The 26,662-nt window shown below is 74.5% G+C and carries 25 protein-coding genes and 1 tRNA gene; 16 read left to right on the forward strand and 10 right to left on the reverse strand.

All coding sequences use genetic code 11. From position 1 onward, the window contains the following. Nucleotides 1-213 precede the first annotated feature (213 nt). The 4 genes from ACFQ80_RS16205 to pstB all read left to right on the forward strand — a co-directional run bounded on the left by ACFQ80_RS16205 (nucleotide 214) and on the right by pstB (nucleotide 4,218). Nucleotides 214-1,323 (forward strand): phosphate ABC transporter substrate-binding protein PstS, encoded by a 1,110-nt coding sequence (locus ACFQ80_RS16205; protein ID WP_430564351.1) that lies wholly within the window; start codon nucleotides 214-216, stop codon nucleotides 1,321-1,323. Nucleotides 1,324-1,416: 93 nt separating this feature from the next. Next, a complete protein-coding gene (pstC, locus tag ACFQ80_RS16210) occupies nucleotides 1,417-2,412 on the forward strand; it encodes a phosphate ABC transporter permease subunit PstC (RefSeq protein ID WP_430548605.1) in 996 nt (331 codons plus the stop codon). Beyond that, nucleotides 2,409-3,383, forward strand: a complete 975-nt coding sequence (gene pstA, locus ACFQ80_RS16215) for a phosphate ABC transporter permease PstA (protein WP_430548606.1) — start codon at nucleotides 2,409-2,411, stop codon at nucleotides 3,381-3,383. Before pstC ends, pstA begins: the two co-directional genes overlap by 4 nt. Nucleotides 3,384-3,438: 55 nt before the next feature. Beyond that, nucleotides 3,439-4,218, forward strand: a complete 780-nt coding sequence (gene pstB / locus ACFQ80_RS16220; protein ID WP_430548607.1) for a phosphate ABC transporter ATP-binding protein PstB — start codon at nucleotides 3,439-3,441, stop codon at nucleotides 4,216-4,218. 9 nt (nucleotides 4,219-4,227) lie between these two features. On the opposite strand, the gene ACFQ80_RS16225 is transcribed toward pstB, so the two are convergent. Next, nucleotides 4,228-5,115, reverse strand: a complete 888-nt coding sequence (locus tag ACFQ80_RS16225; RefSeq protein WP_430564352.1) for an oxidoreductase — start codon at nucleotides 5,113-5,115, stop codon at nucleotides 4,228-4,230. A gap of 66 nt (nucleotides 5,116-5,181) precedes the next feature. Here ACFQ80_RS16225 and ACFQ80_RS16230 point away from each other — a divergent pair, with 66 nt between their 5' ends. Continuing rightward, a complete protein-coding gene (locus tag ACFQ80_RS16230; protein ID WP_430564353.1) occupies nucleotides 5,182-5,784 on the forward strand; it encodes a TetR/AcrR family transcriptional regulator in 603 nt (200 codons plus the stop codon). Nucleotides 5,785-5,853: 69 nt separating this feature from the next. Here ACFQ80_RS16230 and ACFQ80_RS16235 read toward each other — a convergent pair whose 3' ends face one another. Continuing rightward, nucleotides 5,854-6,345, reverse strand: a complete 492-nt coding sequence (locus ACFQ80_RS16235) for a hypothetical protein (protein ID WP_430548610.1) — start codon at nucleotides 6,343-6,345, stop codon at nucleotides 5,854-5,856. A gap of 271 nt (nucleotides 6,346-6,616) precedes the next feature. Here ACFQ80_RS16235 and ACFQ80_RS16240 point away from each other — a divergent pair, with 271 nt between their 5' ends. From ACFQ80_RS16240 to ispF, 3 genes are all read left to right on the forward strand, one after another. After that, on the forward strand, nucleotides 6,617-7,099 hold the full coding sequence (locus ACFQ80_RS16240; protein WP_079570762.1) for a CarD family transcriptional regulator: 483 nt from the start codon (nucleotides 6,617-6,619) through the stop codon (nucleotides 7,097-7,099). Nucleotides 7,100-7,181: 82 nt separating this feature from the next. Continuing rightward, the gene (ispD, locus tag ACFQ80_RS16245; RefSeq protein ID WP_430548611.1) at nucleotides 7,182-7,910 is read left to right on the forward strand and encodes a 2-C-methyl-D-erythritol 4-phosphate cytidylyltransferase; all 729 of its coding nucleotides are present in this window, start codon (nucleotides 7,182-7,184) and stop codon (nucleotides 7,908-7,910) included. Next, nucleotides 7,907-8,407: a 2-C-methyl-D-erythritol 2,4-cyclodiphosphate synthase gene (gene ispF / locus ACFQ80_RS16250; protein ID WP_430564354.1), complete on the forward strand. Its 501-nt coding sequence runs from the start codon at nucleotides 7,907-7,909 to the stop codon at nucleotides 8,405-8,407. The genes ispD and ispF overlap by 4 nt, the downstream gene beginning before the upstream one ends. A 22-nt stretch (nucleotides 8,408-8,429) precedes the next feature. Here the strand turns inward: ispF and ACFQ80_RS16255 are convergent, their stop codons facing one another. Further along, nucleotides 8,430-9,086 (reverse strand): D-alanyl-D-alanine carboxypeptidase family protein, encoded by a 657-nt coding sequence (locus ACFQ80_RS16255; RefSeq protein ID WP_430564355.1) that lies wholly within the window; start codon nucleotides 9,084-9,086, stop codon nucleotides 8,430-8,432. An 86-nt stretch (nucleotides 9,087-9,172) separates the two neighbouring features. Between ACFQ80_RS16255 and ACFQ80_RS16260 the strand changes: the two genes are divergently transcribed. Both ACFQ80_RS16260 and ACFQ80_RS16265 read left to right on the forward strand, forming a co-directional pair. Beyond that, nucleotides 9,173-9,880 carry a response regulator transcription factor gene (locus ACFQ80_RS16260; RefSeq protein WP_430548614.1) on the forward strand — a complete coding sequence of 236 codons (708 nt, stop codon included), beginning with the start codon at nucleotides 9,173-9,175 and terminating at the stop codon, nucleotides 9,878-9,880. Then, nucleotides 9,873-11,003 (forward strand): sensor histidine kinase, encoded by a 1,131-nt coding sequence (locus ACFQ80_RS16265; protein ID WP_430564356.1) that lies wholly within the window; start codon nucleotides 9,873-9,875, stop codon nucleotides 11,001-11,003. The genes ACFQ80_RS16260 and ACFQ80_RS16265 overlap by 8 nt, the downstream gene beginning before the upstream one ends. Here ACFQ80_RS16265 and ACFQ80_RS16270 read toward each other — a convergent pair. Beyond that, nucleotides 11,000-12,427 (reverse strand): D-arabinono-1,4-lactone oxidase, encoded by a 1,428-nt coding sequence (locus tag ACFQ80_RS16270; protein WP_430564357.1) that lies wholly within the window; start codon nucleotides 12,425-12,427, stop codon nucleotides 11,000-11,002. The genes ACFQ80_RS16265 and ACFQ80_RS16270 overlap by 4 nt on opposite strands. Nucleotides 12,428-12,562: 135 nt before the next feature. Here ACFQ80_RS16270 and ACFQ80_RS16275 point away from each other — a divergent pair, with 135 nt between their 5' ends. Genes ACFQ80_RS16275 through rlmB form a run of 3 tightly spaced genes read left to right on the forward strand, consistent with a single transcriptional unit; the run spans nucleotide 12,563 to nucleotide 16,220 of the window. Beyond that, nucleotides 12,563-13,762, forward strand: coding sequence for an alanine racemase (locus ACFQ80_RS16275; RefSeq protein WP_430548617.1), 1,200 nt, complete (start codon nucleotides 12,563-12,565; stop codon nucleotides 13,760-13,762). A gap of 24 nt (nucleotides 13,763-13,786) precedes the next feature. Further along, on the forward strand, nucleotides 13,787-15,211 hold the full coding sequence (gene cysS / locus ACFQ80_RS16280) for a cysteine--tRNA ligase (protein WP_430564358.1): 1,425 nt from the start codon (nucleotides 13,787-13,789) through the stop codon (nucleotides 15,209-15,211). Between the two features lie 28 nt (nucleotides 15,212-15,239). Beyond that, nucleotides 15,240-16,220: a 23S rRNA (guanosine(2251)-2'-O)-methyltransferase RlmB gene (rlmB, locus tag ACFQ80_RS16285; protein WP_430564359.1), complete on the forward strand. Its 981-nt coding sequence runs from the start codon at nucleotides 15,240-15,242 to the stop codon at nucleotides 16,218-16,220. A gap of 33 nt (nucleotides 16,221-16,253) precedes the next feature. Here the strand turns inward: rlmB and ACFQ80_RS16290 are convergent, their stop codons facing one another. The 4 genes from ACFQ80_RS16290 to ACFQ80_RS16305 form a co-directional block, all read right to left on the reverse strand. Further along, nucleotides 16,254-17,564, reverse strand: a complete 1,311-nt coding sequence (locus ACFQ80_RS16290; protein ID WP_430564360.1) for a DUF4032 domain-containing protein — start codon at nucleotides 17,562-17,564, stop codon at nucleotides 16,254-16,256. A gap of 148 nt (nucleotides 17,565-17,712) precedes the next feature. Further along, the gene (locus ACFQ80_RS16295) at nucleotides 17,713-18,837 is read right to left on the reverse strand and encodes an ABC transporter ATP-binding protein (protein ID WP_430548621.1); all 1,125 of its coding nucleotides are present in this window, start codon (nucleotides 18,835-18,837) and stop codon (nucleotides 17,713-17,715) included. A 225-nt stretch (nucleotides 18,838-19,062) separates the two neighbouring features. Further along, complete coding sequence (gene otsB / locus ACFQ80_RS16300) at nucleotides 19,063-19,917, reverse strand: trehalose-phosphatase (RefSeq protein WP_430548622.1); 855 nt, start codon at nucleotides 19,915-19,917, stop codon at nucleotides 19,063-19,065. A gap of 11 nt (nucleotides 19,918-19,928) precedes the next feature. Beyond that, nucleotides 19,929-21,395 carry a trehalose-6-phosphate synthase gene (locus ACFQ80_RS16305; protein WP_430548623.1) on the reverse strand — a complete coding sequence of 489 codons (1,467 nt, stop codon included), beginning with the start codon at nucleotides 21,393-21,395 and terminating at the stop codon, nucleotides 19,929-19,931. A gap of 265 nt (nucleotides 21,396-21,660) precedes the next feature. Between ACFQ80_RS16305 and ACFQ80_RS16310 the strand changes: the two genes are divergently transcribed. From ACFQ80_RS16310 to ACFQ80_RS16320, 3 genes are all read left to right on the forward strand, one after another. Beyond that, the gene (locus ACFQ80_RS16310; RefSeq protein WP_430564361.1) at nucleotides 21,661-23,664 is read left to right on the forward strand and encodes a serine/threonine-protein kinase; all 2,004 of its coding nucleotides are present in this window, start codon (nucleotides 21,661-21,663) and stop codon (nucleotides 23,662-23,664) included. Between the two features lie 126 nt (nucleotides 23,665-23,790). Next, a complete protein-coding gene (locus tag ACFQ80_RS16315; RefSeq protein ID WP_430548625.1) occupies nucleotides 23,791-24,630 on the forward strand; it encodes a DsbA family protein in 840 nt (279 codons plus the stop codon). Nucleotides 24,631-24,679: 49 nt separating this feature from the next. After that, nucleotides 24,680-24,752 (forward strand) — tRNA-Thr (locus ACFQ80_RS16320). A gap of 64 nt (nucleotides 24,753-24,816) precedes the next feature. On the opposite strand, the gene ACFQ80_RS16325 is transcribed toward ACFQ80_RS16320, so the two are convergent. Further along, nucleotides 24,817-25,707: an SGNH/GDSL hydrolase family protein gene (locus tag ACFQ80_RS16325; protein WP_430564362.1), complete on the reverse strand. Its 891-nt coding sequence runs from the start codon at nucleotides 25,705-25,707 to the stop codon at nucleotides 24,817-24,819. Nucleotides 25,708-25,778: 71 nt separating this feature from the next. Next, nucleotides 25,779-26,429 carry a uracil-DNA glycosylase gene (locus ACFQ80_RS16330; protein WP_430549028.1) on the reverse strand — a complete coding sequence of 217 codons (651 nt, stop codon included), beginning with the start codon at nucleotides 26,427-26,429 and terminating at the stop codon, nucleotides 25,779-25,781. Nucleotides 26,430-26,662: the final 233 nt, after the last annotated feature.

The following is a 26,662-nucleotide window of genomic DNA, read 5'->3' on the forward strand; positions in this document are numbered from 1 at the left end:
CACGCTTCTGCGGGCCGCCCCGAACTACCTCGGCGATCTTCGTGCTACCTCGGCGGAACTCGTGCTACCTCGGCGGCCGGTGACCAGCCGCCCTGCACTGTTCACCCCTCGTTCACCTGCTCCTGGGTCCCGAGCCACCTTGCGTGCCTAGCGTTCCCGACGAACGCCGGTACTTCGCCGGTGTCCCTCCGTGTGAACAGGATGGAACGAGACGTGAAGCTCAGCCGATTCTCCCGTGCTGGATCCGCCGTGGCGGTCGGCACGCTGGCCCTGACCCTCGCCGCGTGCGGCTCGGACCCGGCCGCCCCCGGCGCGGAGTCCACCGGTGGTTCGCAGGACGGCGGCTCGTCCCTCTCGGGCGAGCTCAGCGGCGGCGGTGCCTCCTCGCAGGAGTCCGCCCAGGAGGCGTGGCGCGCCGGCTTCCAGACGGCCAACCCTGACGTCACCGTCAACTACGACCCCGTCGGCTCCGGCGGCGGCCGCACCGGCTTCACCGACGGCTCGTACGCCTTCGCGGGCTCCGACGCCGCCCTGGACGAGGACGAGATGAAGGCGGCCGAGGCCCAGTGCGGCGAGGGCGGCGTCATCGAGTTCCCCGGCTACGTCAGCCCGATCGCCATCGCGTTCAACCTCGACGGCGTCGACTCGCTGAACCTCGAGCCCGAGGTCATCGCGGGGATCTTCTCGGGTGAGATCGCGACCTGGAACGACGACGCGATCGCCGCCGACAACCCGGACGCCGAGCTGCCGGACACCGCGATCACCGTGGTGCACCGCTCGGACGACTCGGGCACCACCGAGAACTTCCAGGCCTACCTGCACGAGGCCGCCCCCGACGCCTGGGACCACGAGCCCGAGGGCGTCTGGCCGATCGAGGGCCAGGAGTCGGCCCAGGGCACCTCCGGCGTGGTCTCGGCCGCGCAGTCCGGCGAGGGCACCATCACCTACGCCGACGCCTCCCAGATCTCCGACCTGGGCACCGTGGCGGTCGGCGTGGGCGACGAGTTCGTGCCGTACAGCGCCGAGGCGGCCGCCGAGGTCGTCGCGCAGTCGCCGCGGGCCGAGGGCACCGCGGACGGCGTGTACTCGATCGAGCTGAAGCGCGACGTCGCGGGCACCTACCCGGTCGTCCTGGTCTCCTACCTCCTGGCCTGCGGCACCTACGCCGACCAGGCGCAGGCGGACCTGGTCAAGGGCTACATGTCCTACCTCGTGAGCGAGGACGGCCAGCAGGTGGCCGCCGACGCCGCGGGCTCCGCGCCGCTGTCGGCCGACATCCGCGACGCGGTGCAGCCGTCGATCGAGGCGATCACGGCCGGCTGACCCCGCCCGCAGGCCGCCGGTCGGGTCGTCGAGCAGTCCCTCGACGAGCCCGGCCGGCGGCCGTCACCACCGCACAGGCAACGAGGAGAACGAGTGACCACCACCGTCAGCCCGCCCCCGCAGCGGGTGCCGGGCAGACCGCGCCGACGCGGGCGGACCACCGACCGCGGCTTCAACCGGGTCTTCCGCTGGATCGCCGTCGGCGCCGGCGTCCTGATCCTGGCCGTGCTGGCCGCCGTCGCGGTGTTCCTGCTGCAGCAGGCCTGGCCGGCCCTGACCGCCGGGTCGGACGAGCTGGCGGCCTCGGTGCCGCGCTACCCCGAGGACACGTCGCTGCTCGAGTACGTCGGACCGCTCGTGTTCGGCACGCTGCTCGCGGCGGCGCTCGCCCTCGCGATCGCGACGCCGGTCGCGATGGGGATCGCGCTGTTCATCTCGCACTACGCGCCGCGGCGGCTGGCCCAGCTGCTCGGCTACCTCGTGGACCTGCTGGCCGCCGTCCCCTCGGTGATCTACGGCCTCTGGGGCATCTTCGTGCTCGGCCCGGCCGCGCTGCCGGTGTGGGAGTGGCTGAACTCGTGGTTCGGCTGGTTCCCGCTCTTCGCCGGCCCGGTCTCGCCCACCTCGCGGGTGCTCGCGACGGTGTCCGTCGTGCTCGCGGTGATGATCCTGCCGATCATCACCGCCGTCGCCCGCGAGGTCTTCCTGCAGACGCCGAAGCTCCACGAGGAGGCGGCGCTCGCGCTCGGCGCGACCCGCTGGGAGATGGTCCGCACCGCGGTGCTGCCCTTCGGCCGGTCGGGCGTGATCTCGGCCGCGATGCTCGGCCTGGGCCGCGCGCTCGGGGAGACGATGGCGGTCCTGATGATCCTGTCGCCCGGGTTCCTGTACTCGTTCAAGATCCTCGACAGCGCCCAGCAGCAGACCATCGCCGCGTACATCGCGCTCGACTTCCCGGAGGCGAGCGGGCTCGCCGTGAACACGCTGATCGCCACCGGCCTCGTGCTGTTCGTCATCACGCTGGCCGTCAACATGGCCGCGCGCGCGATCGTGGCGCGCCGCAAGGAATTCTCGGGGGCCAACGGATGAGCACCGCCACCATCGACCCTGCCGGCCCCACGGGCCCCGCCGACGCCACCGCGCGCACGCGGGCCGCGCTGACCGGCGCCGACGGCGCCCGGCGCCGCAAGGACCGCACGATGACGGTGCTGATCTGGGGCGCGTTCGTCGTGGCCATGGCACCCCTCGTGTCGCTGATCTGGACGGTGCTGAGCAACGGCGCCGGCCGCATCAGCATGGACTTCCTGACGCTGTCGATGCGCAACATCTTCGGCGGCGACCCGAGCGGCGGCATCTACCACGCCATCGCCGGCACGCTGATCATCACGGCCCTCGCCACGGTGATCTCGGTGCCGATCGGCCTGCTGACCGCCATCTACCTCGTCGAGTACGGCAAGGGCGCGCTGGCCCGCGCGGTGACGTTCTTCATCGACGTCATGACGGGCATCCCGTCGATCGTGGCCGGCCTCTTCGCCGTCTCGCTGTTCACCCTGATCCTCGGGCCGGGGGTGCGGATGGGCATCATCGGCGCCGTCGCGCTGTCGGTGCTGATGATCCCGGTGGTCGTCCGCTCCTGCGAGGAGATGCTCAAGCTCGTGCCGCACGAGCTGCGCGAGGCGTCGTACGCGCTGGGCGTGCCCAAGTGGCTGACGATCGTCAAGGTCGTGCTGCGCACCTCGGTGGCCGGCCTCACCACCGGCATCCTGCTCGCCGTCGCCCGCGTGATCGGCGAGACGGCGCCGCTGCTCGTCACGGTGGGCGTCACCGACTCGATCAACTTCGACCCCTTCGAGGGCCGGATGATGACGCTCCCGGTGTTCGCCTACCGCCAGTACAGCCAGGGGCTGGCCACCTGCCCGGGCGGGGAGTCGGCGACCTGCGTGGCCGACATCGCGATCCAGAACGCGTGGGGCGCGGCGCTCGTGCTGATCGTCCTGGTGCTCGCCCTCAACCTCATCGGCCGGCTGGTGAACCGCTGGTTCTCCCCGAAGCTGCGCTGACCCGCAGCCCCCGCCCGCCGCAGCCCACCGCGCAGCCCAGAGAAAGAGACAGACGATGGCACAGCGCATCGACGTGAAGGACCTCAACATCTACTACGGCGACTTCCTCGCCGTGCAGGACGTGTCGATGACGATCGACCCGAAGTCGGTGACGGCGTTCATCGGCCCCTCCGGGTGCGGCAAGTCGACGTTCCTGCGCACGCTCAACCGGATGCACGAGGTGATCCCGGGCGCCCGCGTGGAGGGCACCGTGGAGATGGAGGGCGTCGACCTGTACGGCGACGACATCGACCCGGTGGCCGTGCGTCGCAACGTGGGGATGGTCTTCCAGCGCCCCAACCCGTTCCCGACCATGTCCATCCGCGACAACGTGCTCGCGGGCGTGCGGCTGAACAACCGCCGCATCGGCAAGGCGGCCGCGGAGGAGCTCGTCGAGGGCTCGCTGCGTGGCGCGAACCTGTGGAACGAGGTCAAGGACCGCCTCGACCGGCCGGGCTCCGGCCTGTCCGGCGGGCAGCAGCAGCGTCTGTGCATCGCGCGCGCCATCGCGGTGAAGCCGCAGGTGCTGCTCATGGACGAGCCGTGCTCCGCGCTCGACCCGATCTCGACCCTCGCGATCGAGGACCTCATCGGCGAGCTGAAGCAGGACTACACGATCGTCATCGTGACGCACAACATGCAGCAGGCGGCGCGGGTCAGCGACCGGACGGCGTTCTTCAACATCGCCGGCACGGGCAAGCCCGGCCGCCTCATCGAGATGAACGAGACGTCGACGATCTTCTCCACCCCGTCCGAGCAGGCCACCGAGGACTACGTCTCCGGCCGCTTCGGGTGACCGTCCCGCTCACCGGGCGGCGACCTCGGCGGGGAACGTCGTGCCGGTGAGCTCTTCCGAGACCTCCCACAGCCGGTGTGCGACGGCGGTGTCCCTGGCTCGCGCCGACCGGCCGACGAGCGCCGGGGCACCGCGCCCCTCGAGGAAGCCGCTCGGCCCCGCGTAGCTGTCGCCCGGCACGTCGGCGACCGCCGCGTAGATGGTGGGCAGGGCGCCGTCCTCGGCGCTCTGCGCGACGGGGACCGACACGCGGTGCAGCAGGTGCCGGACGCCGCGGCGCTCGCTCAGCAGCCGCGTGGCGGCCATCCCGGGATGGGCGGCGACGGCGACCACGGAGGTCCCGGCCGCCGTGAGGCGTCGTTGGAGCTCCGCCGTGAAGAGCAGGTTGGCGAGCTTCGACTGCCCGTAGGCCGCCATCGGGCGGTACCGGCGGCGATCCCAGTTCAGGTCGTCGAAGTCGATGGCGCCGAACCGGTGCGCGTTCGAGGAGACGGTGACGATGCGCCCGCGCACCCGGGGCAGCAGCAGGTTCGTGAGCGCGAAGTGCCCCAGGTGGTTGGTGCCGAGCTGCAGCTCGAACCCGTCGGCGGTGCGCGAGAGCGGCGGCACCATCACCCCGGCGTTGTTGACGAGCACGTCGACGGGCTCGGCGAGGTCCGCGGCGAACGCCCGGACGGAGGCGAGGTCGGCGAGGTCGAGCGGCCGGACGACGACGTCGCCGGACATCGCGCGGGCCGCGGCGCGGCCCCTGTCGACGTCGCGGACGGCGAGCACCACGCGCGCCCCGCGCGCGGCGAGCACCTCCGCGGTGACGCGGCCGATGCCGCTGGTGGCTCCCGTGACGACGACAGTCCGGCCGGGCTGGGCGGGGACCTGGGCGAGCGTAAAAGTAGTCATGGACTACAAAGTAGTCAGTGGCTACTCATGTGGTCAACGGCAACATGGCGCGGCTAGGCTCAGGGCGTGCCCGAGCCCGTCGCCGAACGCCCCTACCACCACGGCAGCCTCCGCGCCGCGCTGCTCGACGCCGCGGAGCGCCGCCTGCGCGCGGACGGGGCGGACCGGCTCTCGCTGCGCGACCTCGCGCGCGAGGTCGGGGTCAGCCACGGGGCGCCCCGGCGGCACTTCGCCGACCGGCAGGCGCTCCTCGACGCGCTCGCGGAGTCCGGGTTCGATCGCCTGGACCGGGTGCTGCGCGAGGCGCTGGACGGCGCCGGCGACGAGTTCGAGCCGCGCCTGCGCGCCGCGGCCGTGGCCTACACCCGGTTCGCGACCGAGAGCACCTCGCTGCTCGAGGTGATGTACGCGGGGAAGCACGGCCCCGGTGCCGACCGGATCCTCGCCGCGGCGGCGGAACCGTTCGGGCGGTTGCACGCGCTCGTCGCCCAGGGGCGCGACGAAGGGCTGCTCGCCGGGGGCGACCTCGACCTGACGTCGACGGTCCTGCTCGCGACGCTCCAGGGGATCGCGGCGCTCGTCAACGGGGGTGTCGTCGACCCGCGGCGGTGCGACGGCCTCGTCGAGGCCGCCGTCGACCAGTTCCTGCACGGGGCGGGCCCGCGCTGACCTCGCCCGTGGGCGGGGGCGACGCAGGGCGGGCCGCAGCACGTGCCGCGGCCCGCCCTGCGCGGTGGGTCAGACGCCCGAGGTGTTCGGCACCCAGGCCGCGTACTCGGGGAGCGTGCCGTCCATGACCGGCAGGAAGAAGTCCTCGTCCGTGCCGGCGCCGGACAGCGTCGCGTCGAGGTCGCCGCCCGGGTGGGTGGCCACGGTGCCGAGCTGGGCGTCGACGGCCTGGTCGCTCACCTGGTCGGCGCTCAGGTAGATGGTCTGCCCGGCCGGCACCGTGAGCGAGATCGGCTCGGCGCCCTCGGCGGCGAGCACGAAGTCGACGTCCTCGGCCGAGCCGTTCGCCAGCGCGCCGAGCACGGCGCCGGGCTCACCCTCGCCCTCGGAGACGACCATGAGGTTGATGCCGCGCACCTGGTCGGTGAGGTTCACGCGGACGCCGTCGGACGGGGCGTACGGCTTGGTGGTGATCGTGGGGGAGCAGGCGGCCAGCAGCAGGGCGCCCGCCATGACGCTGGCGGCGGCGACGAGGCGTGCGGGGCGGGCGGAGCGGGACACGAGCTCTCCTTCGAAGGCGTCGGCTCGCGGGCGCGGGTGGCCGCGCGGGCGCGGGGCATCAGGGTTCCCCCACGTCAGGCGGGGAGGGGCGGGCCTGCAGGGGCCCGCCGACATCTTAACGATGCCGGACGCGCGCTGCGTCCATGATTGCGCTTCCAGGCCTCTGACCTGCGCAAACGGGTTCGTCACAGGGCTGTGGAGAGGCCGTGGGGCGGGGGAGTGTCAGCCTCCCCGTGATAAACTCGTCGACTGGGAAAGGGGACATCTGCAGATGACGTTCACAGTAGGCGAGACGGTTGTCTACCCGCATCACGGCGCCGCGCTGATCGAGGAGATCAAGACGCGCAAGATCCGTGGCGAGGAGAAGATGTACCTCAAGCTCAAGGTTGCCCAGGGCGACCTGACGATCGAGGTCCCGGCGGAGAACGTCGACCTCGTGGGCGTGCGCGACGTGGTCGACCAGCAGGGGCTGGACCGCGTCTTCGAGGTGCTGCGCGCGCCCTACACGGAGGAGCCGACCAACTGGTCGCGCCGGTACAAGGCGAACCTCGAGAAGCTCGCGTCCGGCGACGTGATCAAGGTCGGCGAGGTCGTGCGCGACCTGTCGCGCCGCGACGCGGACCGTGGCCTCTCGGCGGGCGAGAAGCGCATGCTCGCGAAGGCTCGCCAGATCCTCGAGTCCGAGGTCGCGCTCGCGGAGGGCGTCGACGAGGAGAAGGCCGGCGCCATCATCGACGAGGTCCTCGCGTCCTGAGGCCTCCCGTCACCAGCGCTGCACGACGGCGACCTGCGGCTCCGGCCGCCGGTCGCCGTCGTCGTTCCGGTACCGTGACGCCGTGACGACGCTCGCGATCCTCACCGCCGCGGGGTCCGGCACCCGCCTCGGCCGGGACCTGCCGAAGGCCCTGGTCGACCTGGCGGGCTTTCCGCTCGTGGTGCACGCCGCCCGCCGCCTCGCCGCCTCGGGCGTCGTCGACTCCCTGGTCGTCACGTGCCCCGCGGGCCTCGACTCCGCGGTGCGTGACGTCGTCGCGCAGGACCCGCACGTGGACGTGCCGGTCCGCGTGGTCGAGGGCGGCGGCACCCGGCAGGCGTCCGTCGCCGCGGGCCTCGCCCTCGCCGGCCCGGACGACGACGTGGTCCTCGTGCACGACGCCGCGCGCCCGCTCGCCCCGCCGCGTCTGGTGCGCCGGGTCGTCGACGCGGTGCGTGCCGGCCACGGCGCGGTCGTGCCGGGGCTGCCGGTGACCGACACGGTGAAGCGCGTCGTCCCGGCGTCGACCGCGGGCGGGCCGGACGTCGAGCGGGTCGTCGAGACCCCGGACCGCGCGGTGCTGCGCGCGGTGCAGACGCCGCAGGGCTTCGACCGCGCGCTCCTGGCGCGCGCGCACGCGCAGGGCGCGGCACGGGCGACGGCGGAGGGGCTGGCGGCGACGGACGACGCGGGGCTGGTCGAGGCGCTCGGCGAGACCGCCTACGTCGTCACCGGCGAGGAGACGGCCATGAAGATCACCACCGAGCGCGACCTGCAGGTGGCCGCGCTGCTGCTGGAGGAGGAGTCGTGACCGCGTCGCCCGCGGGGCTGCCGCGCACCGGGCTCGGCGTCGACGTGCACGCCTACGCCCCCGAGGGGACCGATCGCGAGCTGTGGCTGGGGGGCCTGCGCTGGCCGGGGGAGCGACCGCTCGCCGGGCACTCGGACGCCGACGTGGCGGCGCACGCCGCCGCCGACGCCCTGTTCTCCGCCGCGGGCATCGGCGACCTCGGCACCCACTTCGGCACCAGCGAGCCCGAGTGGGCCGGGGCCGCGGGGAGCACCCTGCTCGCCGAGGCGGCCCGGCGCGTGCGGGCGGCGGGGTTCGAGATCGGGAACGTCGCCGTGCAGGTGATCGGGAACCGGCCCAAGGTCGGCCCGCGCCGGGCCGAGGCCGAGGCGGCGCTCACGGCCGCGGCCGGGGCGCCCGTCTCCCTGAGCGCCACCACGACCGACGGCCTGGGGCTCACCGGCCGCGGCGAGGGCGTCGCGGCGATCGCCACGGCGCTCGTGGTCGCCGCCGGCTGAGCCGGTCGGCACCGGCCTCGCCTCACTGCTGCAGCCGCGGGTCCTGCGACGGGTCGGCGTACGGCTCCGGGCAGCCCTGCGCGGCGGCGTCCGGGCGCAGCTCGACGTGCCACGGCTCGTTCGCGTACACCCGGCACAACCCGTAGGTGGCGCCGTGGTCCGCCACCCACTGGCTGCCGCCCGACTGCTGCAGGTCGACGGCGTCGCCGCTGACGTGCGACGACGTGTCGGCCGAGGCCACCCAGCGGGCCGCCTCGGCCGCGGACCCGTACTGGGCGACCGCCTCGCGCAGCAGCCGGTCCTGGTAGGCGGCCGAGCGCCAGGCGCTGTTGACGAAGAACGTGACGCCGTCCTGCTCGGCGTCGGCCGCGGCCGCCTGCAGGGCGGCGAGCAGCGCGGGGTCGAGGTTCGCCAGGGCCGGGAGCGCGTCGTCGAACACGGTGGTGCCGTCGGGGACGTGGCCTGCGGCCTCGCCGTCCCGCGCCCCGCGGTCCGGACGGTCGGCGGGAGCCTTCGCCGGCGCGACCGACGTCGTCGCGGGCGGGGGCGACGACGCCTGGCAGGCCGCGAGCCCGGCCGCCGCGGCGGCGACGACGGCGAGCGCGAGCGCGGTGCGGGTCCGGCGGGCCGTCCGGGCGGCGGGGGTGCGGGACGCGAGGGCGTGTCGGTGGTGGAGCATGCCCCCAGTCGAGCCGGGGCGGTGTTGCCCGGGCGTATGCGCTGCTCGATACGCGGACGATAGGTGCCGCTCCGTAGCATCGAGGCATGCGTGTGCTGATCGTCGAGGACGAGCCGTACCTGGCCCAGGCCGTCCGCGACGGGCTGCGGCTGGAGGCCATCGCGGCGGACGTCGCCGGCGACGGCGGCACCGCCCTCGAGCTGCTGGGCGTGAACTCCTACGACGTCGCCGTGCTCGACCGTGACATCCCCGGCCCGTCGGGGGACGAGGTCGCCGCGAGCATCGTCGCGTCCGGGAGCGGGCTGCCGATCCTCATGCTCACGGCCGCGGACCGTCTCGACGACAAGGCCACCGGGTTCGAGCTCGGGGCCGACGACTACCTCACCAAGCCGTTCGCGATGCGGGAGCTCGTGCTGCGGCTGCGCGCCCTCGACCGGCGGCGGGCCCACAGCCGGCCGCCGGTGCGCGAGCTCGCGGGCCTGCGCGTGGACCCGTTCCGCCGGGAGGTCTACCGCGACGGGCGCTACGTCGCGCTCACCCGCAAGCAGTTCGCCGTGCTGGAGGTGCTGGTCGCGGCCGACGGCGGCGTCGTCAGCGCGGAGGAGCTGCTGGAGCGGGCGTGGGACGAGAACGCCGACCCCTTCACCAACGCGGTGCGCATCACGGTGTCGGCGCTGCGCAAGCGGCTCGGCGAGCCGTGGGTGATCGCCACCGTGCCCGGCGTCGGCTACCGCATCGCGACCGGGCCCGAGGACGGGGCCCCGCACGAGGCGCGCGAGGCCCGCCGTGGCTAGGAGCCCCGGCCCGAGCGTCCGGCTGAAGCTCACGCTCAGCTACGCCGGGTTCCTCGTGGTGGCCGGCGCGCTGCTCCTCGCCGTCGTGTGGGTCTTCCTGCTGCGGTACGTGCCGGACACGATCATCGTCGACGTCGCACCGTCCCGCCCCGGGCCCGGGCAGTTCGTCCCCAACCGCTCCGACCTGGAGCGCGCGTTCGCCCCGCGGGTGGCCTGGGCGATGGTCTTCCTCCTGGTGTTCGGCCTGCTCGGCGGGTGGTTCCTCGCCGGGCGGATGCTCGCCCCGCTGGACCGCATCACGGACGCCACCCGCCGGGCGGCGGAGGGTTCGCTGTCCCACCGGGTCCGGCTCGCGGGCCGGCAGGACGAGTTCCGCGAGCTCGCCGACGCGTTCGACGCGATGCTGGCCCGGTTGGAGGCGCAGGTCGCCGAGCAGCAGCGGTTCGCGGCGAACGCCTCCCACGAGCTGCGCACCCCGCTCGCGGTGACGCGGACGCTGCTCGAGGTCGGTGCCCAGGACCCGGACCGGGACACGGAGGAGCTCCTGCGCCGGCTCGAGGCCGTCAACGCGCGCGCCATCGACCTCACTGAGGCGCTGCTCCTGCTCAGTCGCGCCGACCGGGGGACGTTCGTGCGGGAGCGCGTCGACCTGTCCCTCGTCGCGGAAGAGGCGGCCGAGACGCTGCAGCCGCTCGCGGACGGGCGGGGCGTCGACGTGCGGGTCGGGGGCGACGTCGCCCTCGCGGCGGGTTCGCACGCGCTCCTGCTGCAGCTCGCCACGAACCTCGTGCACAACGCGATCGTGCACAACCTCCCGGCGCGCGGCACGGTGCGGGTGGAGACCGCCGTCCGGGGCGACGACGTCGTGCTCACCGTCGAGAACTCGGGGGAGCCGCTCGACCCGAGGCTCGTCCCCACGCTCGTCGAGCCGTTCCAGCGCGGCGGCGGGCGCACGCACGGGGAGCACGCGGGCGTCGGGCTCGGCCTGGCGATCGTGCGGAGCATCGCCGAGGCGCACCAGGGCACCCTCGCGCTCGCCGCTCTGGGGGACGGCGGCCTGCGCGCCACGGTGCGGCTCCCGGGGGAGCGGGCCGCCCCACCGGGCTGGTGGCCCCCCGCCTAGTCCGTGCTGCTGTCGGCGGTGCCGAGGACGGTGTCGGTGTAGTCGTTGCGGAAGACGCCGTCCGGGTCGACGGCGGCCCGCACGCGGGCGACGTCCGCCAGGGGGTAGTGGTCGGCCAGGTACTCGGCCGTGCGGGTGTGCATCTTGCCCCAGTGCGGCCGCCCGCCCGCTGCGGCGAAGATCTGCTCGGCCGCGCTGAAGTACCGCTGGTACGGCATCGGCGCGTACTGGTGCACCGCGACGTAGGCCGTCTCGCGGCCGTGCGCCGTCGAGAGCCAGACGTCGTCGGCGGCGGCGAAGCGCACCTCCACCGGGAACGGGACGGGCTCGCCGGAGGCGCGCAGCCAGGCGTCCAGGTCGTCGAGCACCGGGCGCAGCGCGGCGCGGGGCAGGGCGTACTCCATCTCCACGAACCGCACGCGGCGGCGGGTGACGAAGACGTCGGCCGAGGGTGCCAGGTACGTCTTCGCGCCCAGCGCCCGGGCGCTCACCGCGTTGAGCCGGGGGACGATGCCGGGTGCGGCGAACGCGAGCCGGTTCGCCACCTCGAAGACGCCGTTGGACAGCACCTCCTCGTCGAGCAGCGCGCGGGCGCGGGCGCCCGCCGTGCGGACGACGCCGCGGGCGCCGGCCCGGCCGGCCGCCCACCCCTCGACCTCGTCCACCGTCGCGCGGTTGTTGCGCTTGGTCAGCGCCCGGCGGGTGCCGGGGAACCAGTAGAACTCCGCGTGGTCGTTGCCGTCGACGTACTCGTCGAGCCCTTCCAGCACCCGGTCCAGCGGCCAGGGCTCCTCCTGAGCCCGCAGCCAGAACGCGGGCACCACCTCGAGCGTGACCGCGGACAGCACGCCCGCGACGCCGAGGCCCAGCCGCGCCACCTCGAACAGCTCGCGCTCGGGCGAGCCCGGGGCCGCGGCGTCCGACGCGGACCGGACCACGCCGTCGGCCCCGACCACGCGGACGCCGCGCACCTGCGTCGCGAGGCCGCCCAGCCGCGCGCCGGTGCCGTGCGTGCCGGTCGAGATCGCGCCCGCGACGGACTGGCGGTCGATGTCGCCGAGGTTGCGCATCGCCAGGCCGAGCGCCGCGAGCAGGCGGTTGAGCTGGTGCAGCCGGGTGCCGGCCCGGACGGTGACCAGCGACGTGCCGTCGGCCTGCGGCGCCACCGCCTCGATGCCGCTGAGGTGGTCGAGGCCCACGTGCACGCCGTCCGTCACCGCCGCGGCCGTGAAGGAGTGGCCCGCGCCCATCGCGCGCACCCGCAGCCCGTCGGCGGCGGCCCCGGCGACGACGGTGCCCAGCTCGCCCTCGTCGCGCGGCGCGACGCGGCGCGCGGGCTGCCACGAGTGCGTGCCGCCCCAGGTGCGCAGCGGGGTGTCGGGGGTGGCGGGGGCCGGTGTGCGGGCGACGGTGCTCGAGGTCACGCGGCACACTCTGCCACGGGCGGAGGCCCCGGCGGATCCCCCTCCGGGTGGATCGTCGGCGACCCGTCGGATCGCCCGCAGGATCACCCCGCACGGCCGTCGGACGACGTCCCGCGCCCGGTGTAGCGTGCGGTCATGACCCAGACGGAGCGGCTGGCCCGCGCCACCGCGCACCTGTCCGCTCCCGTGGCCGTGGTCGACCTGGACGCCTTCGACGCCAACGCCGCCGACCTGCGCCGCCGCGCCCGGGGCATCCCCGTGCGGGTGGCGAGCAAGTCCGTGCGGGTGCGCTCGCTCGTCGGCCGGGCGCTCGACGCCGGGTTCCAGGGCGTCATGGCGTTCTCCCTGGCGGAGGCGCTCTGGCTCGTGCAGGAGGGGGTGCGCGACGTCCTCGTCGGCTACCCCACCGTGGACCGGGACGCGCTCGCGCGGCTCGCCGCCGACGTCCGCGCGCGGCGCGAGGTCACGCTGATGGCGGACGACGTCGCCCAGCTCGCCCTCCTGGACGCCGCCCTGTCGTCCGTCGAGGTGCCGGCGGGGACGGGCGACCTGCCCGACGTCGCGGTCTGCCTGGACGTCGACGCGTCGCTGCGCCTCGACGCCGGCCCGCTGCACCTGCACCTGGGCACGCGGCGGTCGCCGCTGCGCACCCCGGACGACGTCGCCGCGCTCGCCCGCCGCGTCGAGGCGCTGCCCGGCGCGCGACTGCGGGGGCTCATGTTCTACGAGGCGCAGGTCGCGGGCCTGCCCGACACCAACCCGGCCGTCCGGCTGGTCAAGAGGCTGTCGGTGGCCGAGCTGTACGGGCGCCGGTCGGCCGTCGTCGAGGCCGTGCGCACCGCCGTCGGGCGCGCCGTGGAGCTGGTGAACTCGGGCGGCACGGGCTCCCTCGAGACGTCGTCGGTCGGGCCCACCGTCACGGAGGTGACCGCGGGCTCCGGGCTGTTCGTCCCCGGCCTGTTCGACGGATACCGCTCCTTCGACCCGCGGCCCGCCGCGTTCTTCGGGCTCGACGTCGCGCGGGTGCCCGCCCCGGGCTGGGCGACGGCGTTCGGGGGCGGGTACGTGGCCTCCGGGCCGGCGGGGCGCTCGCGGCTGCCACGGGTCGCGACGCCCGGCTGGTCGCTCACCGGCACCGAGGGCGCGGGGGAGGTCATGACGCCGCTGCGCGGGCATCGCGACGCGCCGCCCCTCGCCGTCGGGGACCGCGTGTGGCTGCGGCACGCCAAGGCGGGCGAGCTCATGGAGCGGTTCGACGTCGTCCACCTGGTGCGCGGCGACGAGATCGTCGAGTCGGTCCCCACCTACCGCGGCGAGGGACGCACCTTCGGCTGAGGGACCGGCCGGTACGCTGGACCGGTGAGCCTGCACCTGTACGACACCGCGACGCGCGACGTGCGCGCCTTCGTCCCCCTGAACCCGGGCGAGGTCGGTATCTACCTGTGTGGCGCCACCGTGCAGGCCCCGCCCCACATCGGCCACCTCCGGCCCGTCATCGCGTTCGACGTGCTGCGGCGCTGGCTGGAGCGCTCGGGGCTGCGGGTCACGCTGATCCGCAACGTCACCGACATCGACGACAAGATCCTCGCCAAGGCCTCCGCGGCCGGCGTCGCCTGGTGGGCGCACGCCGCCGCGCACGAGCGGATGTTCACGCGCGCCTACGACGCGCTCGGCGTCATCCCGCCGACGTACGAGCCGCGGGCCACGGGTCACGTGCTCGACATGGCCGAGCTCATGCAGCGCCTGGTCGACCGCGGGAACGCGTACACGACCGGGCCGGGCGACGTCTGGTTCGACGTGCGGTCGTGGCCCGCGTACGGCGAGCTGACGAAGCAGCGGCTCGAGGACCTCAACCCCGAGCCCGCGGGCGACGACGCCGCGGCGTCCGCCAAGCGGGACCCGCACGACTTCGCGCTGTGGAAGGCGCCCAAGCCGGGCGAGCCGGGCACGGCGTCCTGGGAGACGGCGTTCGGCCGCGGCCGGCCGGGCTGGCACCTCGAGTGCTCCGCGATGGCCCGCCGCTACCTCGGCGACACGTTCGACATCCACGGCGGCGGCCTCGACCTGCGGTTCCCGCACCACGAGAACGAGCAGGCGCAGTCCCGCGCCGCCGGGTACGGCTTCGCGCAGCGCTGGATGCACTGCGCGTGGGTCACCCAGCAGGGCGTCAAGATGAGCAAGTCGCTGGGCAACGGCCTGCTCGTGAGCGAGCTGCTCGCGCAGGCGCCCGCGCCGGTGATCCGGTACGCCCTCGCGGCGGTGCAGTACCGCTCGATGCTCGAGTGGTCGCCCGACACCCTGGACGAGGCCCGCACCACCTGGGAGCGGCTGTCCGGCTTCGTGGACCGCGCCACCGAGCGCGTCGGCGGGGTGCCCGCCGACGAGGTCGCGAAGGCCGAGCTGCCGGTCGGGTTCGTCGAGGCGATGGACGACGACCTCAACGTGCCCGCCGCGCTCGCCGTCGTGCACGAGCACCTGCGCGCCGGCAACAGCGCGCTGGCGTCGCGCGACGACGCCGCGGCACGTGAGGAGCTCGTCGCCCTGCGCGGCATGCTCGACGTCCTGGGCCTCGACCCGCACGACCCGCAGTGGGCCTCGGGATCCGACGACTCCACGGCGCGTTCCGCCCTGGAGTCGCTCGTCGCGGCCGAGCTCGACGCGCGGGTCGCCGCGCGCGCCGCGAAGGACTGGGCCACGAGCGACGCCATCCGCGACCGCCTCGCGGCCGCCGGCGTCGTCGTGCAGGACTCCGCCGACGGTGCCCGCTGGACGCTGACCGACTGACCCGCTCGACCACCTGAGAAGAGACACCATGGCAGGCAACACCCGACGTCCCGGCGCCGTCCGCAAGGCCGGCAGCAAGAAGGGCGCGCAGGTCGGCACCGGCGGGCACAGCCGCAAGGCGCTCGAGGGCAAGGGCCCGACGCCGAAGGCCGAGGACCGCACGTACCACCCGGCGCACAAGCGCAAGGTGGCGGCCGAGAAGCGGCAGGCCGTGCAGGCGCAGAAGGGCGCCAGCAAGGGCGTCGTGCGCGGCACGCGCCGCCCCACCGGCGGCGCCGAGGTGGTCGCGGGCCGCAACGCCGTGCTCGAGGCGCTGCGCACCGACGTGCCGGTCACCGCGGTGCACCTCGCCGCGCGCATCGACCACGACGACCGCACGCGGGAGATCCTCGAGCTGGCGTCGACCCGCTCCGTGCAGCTGCTCGAGGTGAGCCGCACCGAGCTGGACCACCTCACCGAGGGTTCCGTGCACCAGGGCGTCGCCGCGCAGGTGCCGCCCTACGACTACGCGGACGTCGAGGACCTGCTGGACGCCGCCGCCGCGGCCGGCCAGCCGCCGCTGATCGTCGCGCTCGACGGCGTCACCGACCCCCGCAACCTGGGCGCCGTGCTCCGGTCCGCCGGGGCCTTCGGCGCGCACGGCGTCGTCGTGCCGTCGCGCCGGTCGGCCGGCGTCACCGCGTCGGCGTGGAAGGTGTCCGCGGGCGCGGCCGCCCGGGTGCCCGTCGCCAAGGTGACCAACCTGGCGCGCACCCTCACCGACCTGAAGAAGTCCGGCGCGTTCGTCGTCGGCCTGGACGCCGGCGGGGACACCACCGTGCGCGACCTCGCGTTCGCCACCGACCCGCTGGTGCTGGTCGTCGGCTCCGAGGGGCACGGGCTCTCGCGCCTGGTGCGCGAGACCTGCGACGCCGTCGCGTCCATCCCCATCTCGTCCGACGTCGAGTCGCTGAACGCGGGCGTCGCCGCGGGCATCACGCTCTACGAGGTGGCCCAGGCCCGCCGCTGACCCGAGCCCACCGCGCCGTCCGGGAGCGGGCGGTCAGGTCGACAGGTGGAAGTGGTCGTCCTCGGGGGCGGCGTCCGGTCCGGCGCCCATGTCGACGATGTCGACGTCGCCCTCGCGGTCCGGCTCGCCCGGCGGCAGGCCGAGGATCGCCTTCTCGTCCCGGCGGTGGCGCAGCACGTGCTCCACGTAGGACGCCGTGGCCTCGGGCATCGGGACGTCGCGCCCCGCCTGCTCGGAGATGAACCAGCGGTGGTCCAGGATCTCGTGGAACAGCTGGGCCGGCTCGAGCTTGCGGCGCAGCTCGCGGGGGACGGCGCGGATGGTCGGCTGGAAGATGTTCTGCGACCAGTCGTGCGCGACCATCTGCGGGTCGTCCTCCTGGCGGTCCGTGGCCGCCACGTACGAGTCGAGGTCGTTGAGGAGCCGGCGGGCCTGGTTGTCCTGGGCGTCCAGGCCGGTGAGGCGGAACAGGCGGCGCGAGTGGTGCCCGGCGTCGACCACCTGGGGCTGGATGCGCACGGTGGTGCCGTCGATGTCCGTGGTGATCGACAGCTCGCCGACGTCGAAGCCCAGGTCGTTGAGCCGGTCGATGCGCGCCGCGACCCGCCAGCGCTCGTCGGACCTGAACGACTCGACGCCCGTGAGCGCCTCCCACAGCTCCGTGTACCGGGACACGAGGGCGTCGCCGATCGCGATGGCGTCGACCTCCTCGTCGAGCAGCTCGCCCGCCTCGAGGTCGAACAGCTCGCCGATGATGTTGGTGCGGGCGAGGTCGACGTCGTAGGAGCGCTGACCGGGGGTGAGCTCGCGGTGCAGGTCGCCGGTCTCGGCGTCGACGAGGTAGGCGGCGAACTGGTGCGCGTCGCGCCGGAACAGGGTGTTCGACAGCGACACGTCGCCCCAGTAGAAGCCGACGAGGTGGACCCGCACCAGCAGGACGGCCAGCGCGTCGATGAGGCGGGCGGCGGTGTCGGGGCGCAGGGCCTGGCTGAACACGGCCCGGTAGGGGAGCGAGAACGCGAGGTGCTCCGTGACGAGCGCGGCCTCGAGCGGCTCGCCGTCGTCGTCACGGCGGCCCGTCACGACGCCCACCGGGCGCACGGCGGGGATCTCGAGCTTGCGCAGCTGGCGCAGCAGGTCGTACTCGCGGAACGCGACCGCCTCGCTGATCTCCTTGATCGCGAGCACGCGCCCGTCGAGGCGGACGAACCGCACGACGTGGCGCGAGATGCCGCGGGGGAGGGCGGCGAGCACGTCCGCGGGCCAGTCGGCCAGGGGGGCGCGCCACGGCAGGTCGAGCAGTGCGGAGTCCGGCGTCGCCGAGGTGATCTGCAGCTGTTCCACGTCGCTCCAGGTGTCGTACGGGAGGCCAGATGTCGTGCGGGAGGGCGGATGGCCCGGCTCGTCAGGGTACGCGACGAGGGGCGGGCCCGGCAGCAGCCGGACCCGCCCCTCGGGCGGTGCGGTGAGTCGTTGCCGACCCAGCGGCGACTCAGTTGAGGCGGTTGCCCGTCGCGGCCGAGAAGAGGTGCGACTGCCCCGGCTTGATCGTCACGTGGATCGTGTCGCCCTTCATGGGGACGTTGCGCGGGTCGATGCGCACGATCACCTGGTTGTCGCCGGCGCCCGAGCGGACCTCGGCCTCCTCGGCGGCGGGGCCGACGAGCGTGCCGTAGACGAAGGCGTCCGAGCCGAGCTCCTCGACGAGGTTGACGGCCACGGGCATCGCGTTCTCGGTGCCGTCCGAGACCACCTCGAGCGCCTCGGGGCGGAAGCCGATGGTGATCTTGCCGCCGTCGGCGTCGGTGAGCTGCTCCACGGTCGACCGCTCCAGCGGCACGCGGGCGGCGCCCACGTGGGCCACGCCCCCGTCGACCTTGAAGGTGGCGATGTTCATCGCCGGCGAGCCGATGAAGCCCGCGACGAAGACGTTGGCCGGGGTGTCGTACATCTCGCGCGGCGTGCCGACCTGCTGCAGCAGCCCGCCCTTGAGCACCGCGATGCGGTCGCCCATGGTGAGCGCCTCGGTCTGGTCGTGCGTCACGTAGACGGTCGTGACGCCGAGGCGGCGCTGCAGCGACGCGATCTGCGTGCGGGTCTGGACGCGGAGCTTGGCGTCGAGGTTCGACAGCGGCTCGTCCATGAGGAACACCTGCGGCTGGCGCACGATCGCGCGGCCCATGGCGACGCGCTGACGCTGACCACCGGAGAGCGCCTTCGGCTTGCGGTCGAGGTACTCGGTGAGGTCGAGGATCTTGGCGGCCTCCTCGACGCGCTGGCGGATCTCGGCCTTGGGGGTGCCGGCGATCTTCAGCGCGAAGCCCATGTTGTCCGCCACCGACATGTGCGGGTACAGCGCGTAGTTCTGGAACACCATCGCGATGTCGCGGTCCTTCGGCTGGACGTCCGTGACGTCGCGGTCGCCGATGAGGATGCTGCCGCCGTTGACGTCCTCCAGGCCGGCGAGCATGCGCAGCGAGGTGGACTTGCCGCAGCCCGAGGGGCCGACCAGGACGAGGAACTCGCCGTCCTCGACGTGCAGGTTGAGCTGGTCGACGGCCGGGCGCTCCGTGCCCGGGTAGATGCGCGTCGCGTGGTCGAAGGTGACCGTTGCCATGGTTGCAATCCCTCCACCGGCAGGTACGTGCCGGACGATCCGTTGTGGGTGGGTGCCGTTGCTTTCACGCTGGCGTGTCGGCGGTGACACATTCTGTTGTCGTGCGCTCCGGACCTCGGCCGGACGGCCTCGGATCGGTGCGCCGGGATGATCGTACATGCCCCGGGCGTGAGTTCTGACACAGCCCAGGTCAGGGCCTCGCGAGGGTTCGGAAAGGGCTGTCCGTCAGGCCTCGAGCGCGTCCGCGAGACGCTCCAGGAGGGCCGCGAGCGCGTCCGCGTCCGCCACGCGCTCGCTCGCCCGCGTCGCCCCCGGGCCGACCTTCACGCCCAGGTCGCCCGGCCCGAGCACCTCGAACGCGGCCTCGTCGGTGGTGTCGTCGCCGGCGTAGAGGACGAGGCCCCGGAGGCGTTCGTCGCCCTCCTCCAGCTCCTGGCGCAGCCGTTCGACGGCGATCCCCTTGGACGTGGGGACGACGGCGATCTCGACGACGTCCTTGCCGTGCATCGCGTGCAGGCCGAGGCGTGCCGCCACCGCGTCGGCGTCGGCGGCCGCGGCGCGCGCGTCGTCGGCGTCGCAGAGCCGGGTGTGCAGGACGGCGGCGCTGGGCTTGTCCTGCACCCACGCGCCGCGCCGGCCGTCGACCGCGTCCTGCAGCCCCTCGCGCAGCCGTTCCAGGCTGTCCGCCTGCGCGTCGGTGAGGCGCAGCGGCACGGCGTCGACGCCGTGCGCGGCGACCCGGCCGGTCTCCGCGCCGTGGCTCCCCACCAGGTACGTGCCGGCGGGGACGCCCGACCGGGCGGCGAGGTCCGTGAGGTTGCGGCCCGAGACGAGGGCGAGCCGCAGCTCGTCGCCCCCGGTCGGCACCGGCCGCGCCGCGAGCGCGGCGAGCCGGTCCACGGCCGAGCGCGCGGCCGGCGTCATCGTCGATGCGGAGGGGTCGTCGACCAGCGGCGCGAGCGTCCCGTCGAAGTCGAGCGCGACGAGCCGCGCGACCCGCGGCGTCGACCCCGGCCGGCGGGCGAACGCCAGCACCGCGGCCTCGGCCGCCTCGGTCCCGCCCGGCACGGGCCCGGTCACCTGTCGCCCGTTCACCCGCGGCTCGACCGGGCCGGCATGGCGGTGAGCACGCCGAGGAACGTCTCGGACCACTTCGCGACGTCGTCCGCCATCACCTTGCGGCGCAGCCGGCGCATCCGGCGCCGCTGCTCGCGCGGGGGCATGTGCGCCGCCGCGACGATGGTGTCCTTCATCCCGTCGATGTCGTGCGGGTTGACCAGCAGCGGCCCGGGGGCGAGCTCGTCTGCGGCGCCGGTGAACTCGCTCAGCACCAGCACCCCCTGCTCGTCCGAGCGCGCCGCGATGTACTCCTTGGCCACGAGGTTCATGCCGTCGCGCAGGGACGTGACGAGCATGACGTCGGCCGCCAGGTACAGGGCGGCCATCTCGTCGGGCGGGTAGGAATGGTGGAGGTAGTGGATCGCCGAGTGCCCGAGCTCGCCGAACTCGCCGTTGATGCGGCCCACGAGCCCCTCGACGTGCTCGCGCAGGTCCTGGTAGGCCCCGACGTTCTCGCGGCTCGGGCTCGCGACCTGCACCAGCGTGCAGTGCTCGACGTCGAGCCGGCCGTCCTGCAGCAGCTCGCCGTACGCCTTGATGCGGTGCCGGATGCCCTTGGTGTAGTCGAGGCGGTCGACGCCCAGCATCATCACCTTCGGGTCGCCCAGGTCGGCCCGGATCTCCTTCGCGCGGGCCTGCACCTCCGGCTCGCGGGCCAGGGCGTCGAAGTGGTGGGAGTCGATCGAGATGGGGAACGCCGCGGCGCGCACGTGCCGGGCGGGGCGGCCGTCCTCCTCCGCGACCGTGATGATCGGCCCGCGGGTGGTGTGCTTCGTGAGCCGGCGCACGGAGCGCACGAAGTTCGACGCGTCGCCCCCGCGCTGGAAGCCGATGAGGTCCGCGCCCAGCAGGCCCTCGACGATCTGGGTGCGCCACGGCAGCTGCTGGAACAGCTCCACCGCCGGGAAGGGGATGTGGTCGAAGAACCCGATCCGCAGGTCGGGCCGCAGCTCGCGGAGCATCTTCGGCACCAGCTGGAGCTGGTAGTCGTGCACCCAGACGACGGCGCCCTGGGCCGCCTGCGCAGCCGCGGCCTCGGCGAAGCGGCGGTTGACGCGGCGGTAGGCGTCCCACCACTGCCGGTGGTAGGTCGGGGGCGAGATGACGTCGTGGTACAGCGGCCAGAGGGTGTCGTTGGAGAACCCCTCGTAGTACCGCTCGATGTCGCCCTGGCTGAGGGAGACCGGCACGAGGAGCATGCCGTCGGCCTCGAAGGGCTCGTGCTCGAGGTCGGGGGCGCCGGACCAGCCGACCCAGGCGCCGTCCGCCTCGCGCATCACCGGCTCGAGGGCGGTGACGAGGCCGCCGGGGGAGCGGTGCCAGTCCACCCCGCCGTCGGCGTCGACCGTGAAGTCGACGGGGAGCCGGTTGGCGACGACGACGAGGTCGTACCCGTCGCCCTTCCGACGATGGCTGCTTGACGAACCTTTGCCTGCCAAGGGACCTCTCTCCACGGGTTCTGCCAGGAATCTCTCAAGGACTCCGGAGGGCTTCGAAAGAACAGCGTCCTCCCCGGACAGGGTACCGACGCGGCCTCGGGCTCGCCCCGGCGCGGCGCGACGTCACCCGTTCGCGCACTCCCGTCGAGGGGCGCGGGGCCGCGCCACGACCTGCGCGCGACCCGTTCGAGACCCGACGGTGACCTGCCGCGGACCCGCGCGGCACGGCGCGCCCCGGGAGGTCCGGACGGATACGGTGTGCCCCATGGGTGAGGTCGACGCGATGCAGGTCCCGGGGCGGAACCCGGTGCCCGGTCCGCCGTCGGCCGCCCGCGACGGCGGCGCGAGGGGCCCGGGGCCGGCGCCGGACGGCGGGGAGGACGGCATGTCGTCGGACCGCGCGCCGCGCGTCTCCCGGACCCGTGACGGCGGCCTGGCCGAGGGTTCGGAGGTCGGCGGGTACACCGTGGTGCGACCGCTCGGGAGCGGCGCGATGGGCGCCGTCTACGAGGCGGTCGACGGCGGCGGCGGTCGCGTGGCGCTCAAGGTGCTGCACGCGCACGTCGACGCCGACCCCGCCGGGCGCGAGCGGCTGCGGCGCGAGGCCGCGGCCCTGCAGCGGCTGCGGCACCCTGCCGTCGCGCAGGTGCTCGACGCCGAGCTGGAGGGCCCCTACGCGTTCGTCGTGACCGAGCTGGTGGACGGCGTCACCCTCGAGGAGGAGGTGGACGAGCGCGGCCCGCTCGACGCCGCCGACGTGTTCTCCCTCGCGGACCAGCTCGCCGCCGCCCTCGAGGCCGTGCACGACGCCGGCGTGGTGCACCGCGACCTCAAGCCCTCGAACGTGATGATCACCGCGCAGGGGCCCGTGCTGATCGACTTCGGCATCGCGCAGGGCCCGGGCGACACCCGGACCACGTCCGCGGGGTTCGTCATGGGCACTCCCGGCTACATCGCACCCGAGCTGCTCGACGGCGGCGCGCCCGTCGCGGAGACCGACTGGTGGAGCTGGGCCGCCCTGCTCTCCTTCGCCGCCACCGGCCGCTCGCCGTTCGGCGTCCGGCCCACCGAGCTGGTGCTGCGGCGCTCGCGGGAGGGCCGGCCCGACCTGCACGGGCTGCCGGCCCGCACCGCGCGGGCGCTCGCGGGGGCGCTCCAGGCCGACCCGGCGCTCCGCTGGGGCCCCACCGAGGTGGCGCGTGCCCTGCGCCGGGACCTCGACGACGCCCTGGGCGGCGCGCCTGACCCCTGGGCCGCGCCGGACGCCACGCAGCGCATCGCGCAGTCCGTGGAGACCCAGCGGGTGGGGCTGCCGACGCAGGTCGTCGCGGCGGCCGCGGCCCCGGCGTCGTACCCCCCGACCGGCGCCGTCCCCATCGCACCCGGCACCGGGCCGGGGTCGCCCCCGCCCCCGCCGCCGGTCGCGCCGGACCGCCCCACCACGTCGGCCCCCGGCGTGCCGGCGCCCACCACGCCGGCCGACGCCGAGGACCCCACGCAGACGATGACCGCGCTGGAGCGCGACCGGCTGCAGGCGCAGGACGGCGGCACCCGCGCCATCCCGGTCGGCGACGTCCGCTACAAGGGCTACGACCAGCTGGTCGAGGAGCTGCCGCCCGAGCCCCCCGGCCCGTACGAGCGACCCGTGCACCGGCGGCGCACGGGGACCGCCGTCGCCGTCGCGCTGCCGCTGGTGGCGCTCGCGGCCACCCGCCCGCTCATCGGTTTCGGCGCCCTCGTCGCGCTCGTCCTCGTGTGCCGCGCCGTCGCGACGTCCGGCGACCGGCTGCACACGCGGCGCGAGCACAAGGGAGTACGCCGCTCCGACGGGTTCGTGGGCACGCTGCTGTTCCCGTGGCACGCGCTCCTGGGCGTCCTCGGGTCGATCCCCGCGGTGCTGGTCGGCGCGTGCGCCGGCCTGCTGACGCTGCTGGCGGGCTGGTGGCTGTTCGGCGCGGGGCACCTCATCGTGCTGCCCCGCGGGGACCTGGAGGCACGGTCCCAGGGCGGGATGAACGAGGACATCGTGTTCAACGGCGTCCTGGCGGGGGTGATGGTCGTCGCGCTCCTGGCCACGTGGTTCGGGCCGGCCGGCGGCACGGCACGAGAGGGCGGCCGCATCATCCTCGGCAAGATTGCCCCGGGGCGCGTCGGCGCCGCCGTCCTCGTGGGCGTCTGCCTGGTGCTGACGGTGATCCTCGTCGCACCCGTGCTTTCCGACCCGACGATCGAGTGGTGGCCCATCAGCGGGCCGCCCGAGATCCTCTGACGACTCGCGCTCGTCGTCGCACGGCCCGGCAGGACATTCCCGGCGAACGTCCAGGTGCCGCGGGTAGGCTTCGCCCCGTCCGGCGCTGCCGCGCCGCCCCGCTCTCCCGAGATCCTCGAGGACACGATGTCGACGAAGAACCCGAACATGACGAAGGCGCAGCGCCGCGACGCGGCGCGCGCCGAGGCGCTCGCCCTGCGCGAGAAGGAGCAGCAGCGCGACCGTCGCAACCGGATCATCACCCTGTCCGTGCTCGGCGTCGCGCTCGTCGCCCTCGGCGTCGTGGTCTGGATGATCCTTCAGCAGGGCGCCAAGAACAACGTCGACGACGTCCCCCTGGCCGAGGTGACCATGCCCTCGACGGCGCAGGAGAACGGCGGCATCCCCGTCGGCGCCGACAACGCGGCCGGCACGACCAACGACGACGCCCCCGTCGTCGACGTGTACCTCGACTACATGTGCCCCGTGTGCGGCCAGTTCGAGCAGACCAACGCCGCCGACATCGACGAGATGGTCGCGGCCGGCGACGCGACCGTCGTCTACCACCCCGTGTCGATCCTCGACCGGCTGTCCGCCGGCACGGACTACTCGACGCGCGCCGCGTCCGCCGCGGCGTACGTCGCCGACAAGGCCCCCGACGCGTTCCCGGCGTTCCACGCGGCGCTGTTCACCAACCAGCCGGCGGAGAACACCGAGGGCCTCTCGGACGAGCAGCTCGGGTCGTACGCCGAGGAGGCGGGGGCTCCCGCCGACGTCGCGACCGCCATCGAGGACGGCACCGCCCGCGAGACCTTCGGCCAGTACGTCCACTCGGCCACGCAGGACGCGACCTCGGACGAGGCGCTGCAGAACCCGCAGTCGAAGTCGTTCGGCACGCCGACCGTCCTCGTCGGCGGCGAGCGCTTCGACAACTGGGGCACGCAGGGCGCCATCGGCGAGGCCGTCACCGCGGCCGCCGGCAGCTGACCGACGCGCGGCACGGCCTGCCCGCCCCGGTAGGCTGTGCCGCGCTCCCGCCGCCTTAGCTCAGCTGGTAGAGCTCCCGTCTTGTAAACGGAAGGTCGTCGGTTCGAATCCGACAGGCGGCTCCCCGCACGACGACGGGGCGGACCGTGGCCAGGCCACCGTCCGCCCCGTCGCCGTACCGGCGGGTTATCGCGCGTCGTCCGCCGGGGGCCAGGCGGCTGGCTCGCCCCACTTCGGCGCGCGGCCGTCACCGCTGGACGTGTGCTTGATCCGCCGCTGCACCCAGGGCACGACGTGCGTGCGCGCCCACTGCGCGTTGGCGCGGGCGCGCTCGACGAACGCCTGCGGCGGCAGCGGGTCGAGCGCGACGGCGTAGTCGGCGTCGTCGGGCTCCTGGCCGAGGCCGACGAGCGCGGCGTCGGCGACTCGGCGGTGCCCCTCGGGCGTGAGGTGGATGCGGTCGTCGGCCCACATGCGCAGGTCGAACAGCGGGTCGAGACCCCACAGGTCCAGCACGTGCGCGCCGTGCTTGCGCGCGATGGTCCAGATGTTCGCGTTGTACTGGCCCACGCGGCCGCGGGTCCAGCTCAGCCCCGCGCCCGCCTTGAAGCCCGTGCCCAGCAGCACGTCGGCCCCCGTCGCGCGGATCGTCGCCACGCCCTGCTCCAGCCGCGCGGAGAGCACGTCGATGTCGGCCTGCGGGCGCAGGATGTCGTTGCCGCCGCCGACGAACGACACCAGGTCGGGCTGCATCTCCAGCGCGACGTCGACCTGCTCGTCGAGGATGTGACGCAGCAGCCGGCCGCGGATCGCGAGGTTCGCGTACTCCAGGCCGGGCGCGCCCACGGCGGTGCGGCGGGTCGACAGCGCGTCGGCGAGCCGGTCGGCCCACCCGCGCTGCTTCGCCGGCGACTCGGTGCCCGCCGGTGCCGGGGTGCCGTCGGCGAACGGGTACGGGTCCCACAGGCCCTCGCTGAACGAGTCGCCGATCGCGACGTATCGCGTCCACGGGGGAGCGGGGGCGGGGGTCGTGCCGTCAGGGGTCGGGGTGGAGTCCTGCGTGGTCACGTCCGCCATTGTGCTCCTCGTGCGGCGGTGCGCGCTCGGGGCGACGACGTCGGGCCGTGTCCCCGCGGTGCGGCCGGCCGTCAGGCGAGGCGCCAGTCCACCGGCGTCCCGCCCTGCGCCTCCAGCAGCGCGTTGACGCGCGAGAACGGGCGGGAGCCGAAGAACCCGCGGTACGCGGACAGCGGGCTGGGGTGCGCGCTCTCGACGGTCGGGACGTCGCCCAGCCACGGCTTGAGCGACGCGGCGTCGCGGCCCCACAGGATCGCGACGAGCGGGCCGCCGCGTGCCACGAGCGCCTTGATCGCGGCCTCGGTCACCTGCTCCCACCCCTTGCCGCGGTGCGACGCCGGGGTGCCCGGCCGCACGGTGAGCACGCGGTTGAGCAGCATGACGCCCTGGTCGGCCCAGGGGCGCAGGTCGCCGTTCGACGGCGTCGGCACGCCGACGTCCTCCGCGAGCTCGGTGTAGATGTTCACGAGCGACCTGGGGACCGGCCGCACCTGCGGCTGCACGGAGAACGACAGTCCCATGGGGTGACCGGGCGTGGGGTACGGGTCCTGCCCGACGACGAGCACGCGCACGTCCGCGAGGGGCCGGGAGAACGCCGCGAAGATGTGCGGGCCGTCGGGCAGGTACGTGCGGCCGGCGGCGACCTCCGCGCGCAGGAAGTCGCCCATCGCGTGGATCTGCGGCTCGACGCCGGCCAGCGCGGCGGCCCAGTCCGGCGCCATCACCTGGTCGAGGGGCGGCCGCTCCTGCGTCGTCGTGCCGGTGCCGGTCGTCGTCGAGGTGTCCACGCCGCGACGCTAGCGCACCCCACCCCACGAGTTGTCAGGGCGAGCGCGGGGGTTACCCCGCGCACGCCCAGACAAAACACGGACGCCGACACGGGCGCGGGATCGACGCGCGCGGGGCGGACTCCTCGGGAAGGGCGCCCCGACGCCCCAAACAGGTGAGCCATCTG

Source organism: Isoptericola sp. NPDC056578 (assembly GCF_042793275.1).
Classification (GTDB): domain Bacteria; phylum Actinomycetota; class Actinomycetes; order Actinomycetales; family Cellulomonadaceae; genus Isoptericola.

Bases quoted from the DNA above. Each gene is read 5' to 3' on its own strand.
- ACFQ80_RS16225 (WP_430564352.1), bottom strand. From the start codon at position 5,115: ATGACTACTTTTACGCTCGCCCAGGTCCCCGCCCAGCCCGGCCGGACT.
- ACFQ80_RS16295 (WP_430548621.1), bottom strand. From the start codon at position 18,837: ATGGCAACGGTCACCTTCGACCACGCGACGCGCATCTACCCGGGCACG.
- pstB (WP_430548607.1), top strand. From the start codon at position 3,439: ATGGCACAGCGCATCGACGTGAAGGACCTCAACATCTACTACGGCGAC.
- ACFQ80_RS16275 (WP_430548617.1), top strand. From the start codon at position 12,563: ATGACCCAGACGGAGCGGCTGGCCCGCGCCACCGCGCACCTGTCCGCT.
- ACFQ80_RS16310 (WP_430564361.1), top strand. From the start codon at position 21,661: ATGGGTGAGGTCGACGCGATGCAGGTCCCGGGGCGGAACCCGGTGCCC.
- ACFQ80_RS16325 (WP_430564362.1), bottom strand. From the start codon at position 25,707: ATGGCGGACGTGACCACGCAGGACTCCACCCCGACCCCTGACGGCACG.
- ACFQ80_RS16255 (WP_430564355.1), bottom strand. From the start codon at position 9,086: ATGCTCCACCACCGACACGCCCTCGCGTCCCGCACCCCCGCCGCCCGG.
- pstA (WP_430548606.1), top strand. From the start codon at position 2,409: ATGAGCACCGCCACCATCGACCCTGCCGGCCCCACGGGCCCCGCCGAC.
- rlmB (WP_430564359.1), top strand. From the start codon at position 15,240: ATGGCAGGCAACACCCGACGTCCCGGCGCCGTCCGCAAGGCCGGCAGC.
- ACFQ80_RS16315 (WP_430548625.1), top strand. From the start codon at position 23,791: ATGTCGACGAAGAACCCGAACATGACGAAGGCGCAGCGCCGCGACGCG.
- ACFQ80_RS16260 (WP_430548614.1), top strand. From the start codon at position 9,173: ATGCGTGTGCTGATCGTCGAGGACGAGCCGTACCTGGCCCAGGCCGTC.
- ACFQ80_RS16240 (WP_079570762.1), top strand. From the start codon at position 6,617: ATGACGTTCACAGTAGGCGAGACGGTTGTCTACCCGCATCACGGCGCC.
- ACFQ80_RS16330 (WP_430549028.1), bottom strand. From the start codon at position 26,429: ATGGCGCCGGACTGGGCCGCCGCGCTGGCCGGCGTCGAGCCGCAGATC.